The following is a 4,432-nucleotide window of genomic DNA, read 5'->3' as shown; positions in this document are numbered from 1 at the left end:
GACCAGGCCCGCGGCCAGCACGCCGAGCACGCCGATGCTGCCGACCAGCGCCGCCGGTGCGATCAACGCCCGCAGTCGCTCGGTCCGCTCGTCGACAAAATGCGCGATCAAATTGCCCTGCATGGCGGTCAGCGGCACCAGCAGTGGCGCGCGGGTCAGGGTGACCGCCAGGATGACCACGCCGCCGTTGGCGCCCAGCTGGTCGGAGGTGGCCTTTAGCAGCACCGGAAAACCCATCACCAAGATCGCGCTGGCTCCGGCAGCGGTGATCGAATGGGCGGCGCCGCGCAGGAATGTCGCGGTGCCACCCGCCGTCAGTAGTCGGGCCGCGGCCCGGGCTGTCGGCGAAGCCGCGATGAGAATCAGCCAGGCCACCGCGCCTGCGACGGTGGCCCACAGGAACCCGACCAGGCCCCAGCCGACCACGAAGGTGGCCACCGCGACCGCCACCCGGATTACCGCGTCAGTGACCATCAGCGCGCCGTAGTGGGTCCAATGGTTGGTCCCGGCAAGCATGCCCAGCAAGGTCGCGTGCAGGCAGAACCCGGCAAGCCCGACGCTGAGCAGACCCACCGAAAGCCAGTGGGCTTCGGCGAACACCCGACTGCTCCACAGCGGCGAACTACCGGCGATCGCCGCCGCCGCGCCGAGGCCGACCATGCCCGCCACCCGCAGTGGATGAGTGCGTCGGTCCGCCACGACTTCGGCTCGGCTTTCATACCCCCCGGCGCGGACTTCCCGCGTGGTCTCCTGCAGCAGGCCGTTGGCCGCCCCAGTGACCAGACCGAACGCTCCCCAAAAGACCGCGAAGATCGAAAAGCCCGCCGGAGCCAGGTCGCGCGCCGCGAGGTACACGACTGTGTAGCCGCACAGGGCGGTGAGCACGGTTGCTGTACCCACCCGGGCCATGCTGCCGCGGGCGATCGGGCTGGCGGGGGCTGCCATGCCGGGAGAACCGCCCACTTCGGTCACGCTACGAAAATACTCACAGCCATTGCCGGGCTCGGCAAACTGCGGCGACCCCGGCCTGACAGACTTGGGCGCAGAGGGGAGTATTCCTTCAGCCGCGGTGTCGTCATCACGTCGCCCACGCACCGGGCGACCGGGGCCGCGGGCCATTGCGACTCTGTTCGCGACGGCGGAAGAGACCTCTGGCGTTTAAGCGACCGGAGGCTCAAGTTGTTTGTGTCCGTGCTCGAATGGGTCGTCATCCTGAGTGCAACGACGGCGGTGTTGGTGTTCGACGTCGGGGTCATGGCGCGGCGGTCCGGGGAACCGACGATGCGCCGTTGCGCGATCGCGTTAGCCGGGTATGTGGGGCTCGCGGTGTGCTTCGGGATTTGGACGTGGCACTCTCACGGACAGCAGTTCGCCGTGGAGTTCTTCACGGGCTGGCTCACCGAGTACAGCTTGTCGATCGACAACTTGTTCATTTTCGTCGTGATCATGACGAGCTTTGACGTGCCCAAGGTCTATCAGCGGCAAGCGTTGTTCGTCGGTATTGTGATCGCACTGATTTTCCGCGGCGTTTTCATCGCGCTTGGGGCCGCGGCCATCCAGCGGTTCTCCTGGGTCTTCTACCTTTTCGGCGCATTTCTGCTTTACGCCGCAATCAGATTGGCACGCGGCGGCGACCACGACGCGAACGTGGAGAACGCGGCGGTCCGCTTCGCCCGCAACCACCTCAATGCCACCGACAACTGGCACGGACTCAAGCTCTATGTCAAAGAGGGCTCGCAGTGGTCGATGACTCCGATGTTTCTCGTCGTCCTTGCGCTCGGCATCACCGACCTGATCTTCGCCCTTGACTCCATTCCCGCGATCTTCGGCATCACGCGTGAGGCCTATTTGGTGTTCGCCGCCAACGTATTCGCCTTGATGGGCCTGCGGCAGCTGTACTTCATGCTCGCAAATCTGTTGCAGCGCTTGGTTTATCTCTCCAAAGGCCTTGGCATCATCTTGTTCTTCATCGCGGTCAAGCTCGTCTTGCAGGCGTTGCGGGAAAACGATCTGCCGTTCATTAACGGCGGCGAGCACATCAACGTTCCTGAGGTCCCGACCTTGCTTATGCTCGCGGTCATCCTGGTGACCCTTGTCGTCACCACAGTCGCCAGCCTCTATGCCACCCGGGGCGGCGGGAGCGACTAAGCCCGGCTAAGCCTCGATTGCCGCCGCGATTCGACGTTCGATGCCGGCGCGCGCCAGAGCCGGCAACGCGATCAGCCCGTCGAGCTCCCTGCTGGCCCGCGCGTAGGCGTTCTGCCGCTCCTGCGGAGATGCGGCTTCGTCCTGGGCAAGCTGCAGTAGATGCTGAGCTCGGGCCAGCCGTTGTTGGTCGTCTTCGGAGAAGTCGCTGCGTCGTCGGCGAATCGCTTCGGCCTCGGCGATCTCGAATGCGCTGACGTAGTCGTGCACGGCGTCGCGGTATTCCAGTTGCGCCGCCCGATCGCTGAGCAGGTCCTCGGGCCGGTCCGGCCGCAGCAGATCGGCCTGCCGCTTCGCGTTGTGGAATGCGACGGTCAGCGGATTGCGCATGTCGGTCATCAACGGAAAGTCCAGCAATTTGGCGATATCGACCTCATAGTCCAGCCAGCGGGCGTCGGTCCGATCATGCGTAGCGATGATCTTGGCGATCTCGCGCCGGTAGCCGTCCTTGCTGTCTGGATTATCGCGCTTTCGTGCGGACGCTTCCGCGATCGCAATCTTGGCCTGCTGCTTGAGCCGATACCGTTCAAGCCGGCGCTCGGCCCGGCGTTCGTTGGCCGCGGCGATCGCGCGGACGCTCCCGCCGATTGCGCCTCCGAGGGGGAACACCAGCCACCAGAAATTCGCGGCGAAATGAAACAGCGGGCCCACGATCTCAGGATGCCACCTGAGGCGCTATCGACTCGACCCCAGCGCCTGGTAGATCGACGTCGGGAATTTCGCTGTGCGCGAAGACGCGAGAACGACGATGAGTGTGACGACCCCCGCGGGTCAGTACAGGTGTTATCCAGTCCATCAGTGAAGGAATCGTCGATGCCCCGCACCCGGGTTCACAACATGAACATCTCCCTCGATGGCTACGCGGCCGGCGAGTACGTGACGTTCGATGCCCCGATCGGCGGTGCCGAACGGCTATTCAACTGGTTCGACGGACGCGTTATCCATGGGATTGACCGGGTAGATGCCCCAGTCACGCTCGACCGCGCACTGACCAGCTTGTGGAGCCAGGGCGTCGGCGCGGAGATCATGGGACGCCGCAAGTTCGGCCCCCACGTCGGCGATTGGCCCGACGACGGGTGGCAGGGCTGGTGGGGCGACGATCCACCGTTCCAGACTCCGGTGTTCGTCATGACCCACCATCCGCACCCCACGATCGACTTTCCTAACGGAACCAGCTTTCACTTCGTCGACGCGCCGCTGCACGAGGTGCTTCGCCTGGCCCAGGATGCGGCGAACGGTCGCGACGTGCGTATCGGTGGAGGCCCCTCGACGATGCGGCAGTTCCTTCAGGCCGACTTGGTCGACTTCATGCACCTGGTGATCGTGCCGATCATCCTGGGGCGCGGGGTATCCCAGTGGGAAGGCTTAAACGGCGTCGAGGACCGCTTCACAATCGAAACCGTCACCTCGCCCAGTGGGCTAACCCATCAGCTCTGGAACAAGAAAGCCCCCCGCTGAGCCGTGGCGTCAGTGCCCGCCTGCCTTGAACCGCTCCTGGGATCGCACCACCTCTTCTTCGGCTTCCTTGCGGCCCACCCAGTCGGCGGCTTCGACGAATTTGCCCGGCTCGAGCGCCTTGTACTGCGAGAAGAAATGCTTGATCTCGTCCAGCTCGAACTCCGGGACGTCTTTGATGTCCTGGATGTGGTCCCAGCGGTGGTCCTTGGCCGGAACGCACAGCACCTTGTCGTCGCCGCCGGCTTCGTCGGTCATCCGGAACATGCCTACCGGTCGCGCCTTGACCAGCACACCCGGGAACACTGACTGAGGAAGTAGCACCAGGGCGTCCAGCGGGTCGCCGTCCTCGCCCAGGGTGTCGTCGATGAAGCCGTAATCTGTCGGGTAGACCATCGACGTGTAGAGGTAGCGGTCCAGGAAAACCCGTCCCGTCTCGTGGTCAACTTCGTATTTGTTTCGTTGACCCTTCGGGATCTCGATGATGACGTCGAATTGCACCGTCTGAAGCTCCTTGACTGGGGTGGTCGCTGCTCGAGCGCTAACCCTAGTCCAGCGGTCAGGTGCATAACGCAGCTCCCGCACTGCGCCAGTCGGCGGCGGTTTGAAGCACAATAGGCGCAAGGAAGTCAGGAGAGTCATGCGTCCCACTCAGTGGCGGCGGTCTACGCACCTGATCGTGGGCGTGGGCGTGCTGGCGGTGGTAGCCGCCGTCGTCGCGGCGACCGCGCTGTTCACCGCCAGTGGTCGCGGCGCAAGCGGCGCCCAGATC

At 64.5% G+C, this 4,432-nt stretch carries 6 protein-coding genes; 3 read left to right on the top strand and 3 right to left on the bottom strand.

The genetic code is table 11. From position 1 onward, the window contains the following. On the bottom strand, positions 1 to 945 hold a 945-nt coding region (locus tag WB785_RS20195; protein WP_424081168.1), incomplete at its 3' end, for a hypothetical protein. A gap of 234 nt (positions 946 to 1,179) precedes the next feature. Here WB785_RS20195 and WB785_RS20190 point away from each other — a divergent pair. After that, complete coding sequence (locus tag WB785_RS20190) at positions 1,180 to 2,148, top strand: TerC family protein (RefSeq protein WP_424081165.1); 969 nt, start codon at positions 1,180 to 1,182, stop codon at positions 2,146 to 2,148. A 6-nt stretch (positions 2,149 to 2,154) separates the two neighbouring features. Here the strand turns inward: WB785_RS20190 and WB785_RS20185 are convergent, their stop codons facing one another. Beyond that, positions 2,155 to 2,856: a hypothetical protein gene (locus WB785_RS20185; RefSeq protein WP_424081163.1), complete on the bottom strand. Its 702-nt coding sequence runs from the start codon at positions 2,854 to 2,856 to the stop codon at positions 2,155 to 2,157. A 162-nt stretch (positions 2,857 to 3,018) separates the two neighbouring features. Here WB785_RS20185 and WB785_RS20180 point away from each other — a divergent pair, with 162 nt between their 5' ends. Beyond that, positions 3,019 to 3,663: a dihydrofolate reductase family protein gene (locus WB785_RS20180; RefSeq protein WP_424081161.1), complete on the top strand. Its 645-nt coding sequence runs from the start codon at positions 3,019 to 3,021 to the stop codon at positions 3,661 to 3,663. A 9-nt stretch (positions 3,664 to 3,672) separates the two neighbouring features. On the opposite strand, the gene WB785_RS20175 is transcribed toward WB785_RS20180, so the two are convergent. Then, complete coding sequence (locus tag WB785_RS20175; RefSeq protein WP_424081159.1) at positions 3,673 to 4,161, bottom strand: inorganic diphosphatase; 489 nt, start codon at positions 4,159 to 4,161, stop codon at positions 3,673 to 3,675. 139 nt (positions 4,162 to 4,300) lie between these two features. On the opposite strand from WB785_RS20175, the gene WB785_RS20170 reads away from it, so the two are divergent. Next, positions 4,301 to 4,432 (top strand): hypothetical protein (locus tag WB785_RS20170; protein ID WP_424081167.1); only part of this gene is annotated, 132 nt, incomplete at its 3' end.

Origin of the sequence: Mycobacterium sp., assembly GCF_049585075.1 — a bacterium.
Lineage (GTDB): Bacteria > Actinomycetota > Actinomycetes > Mycobacteriales > Mycobacteriaceae > Mycobacterium.
This window is presented reverse-complemented; position numbering and strand designations above follow the sequence as displayed.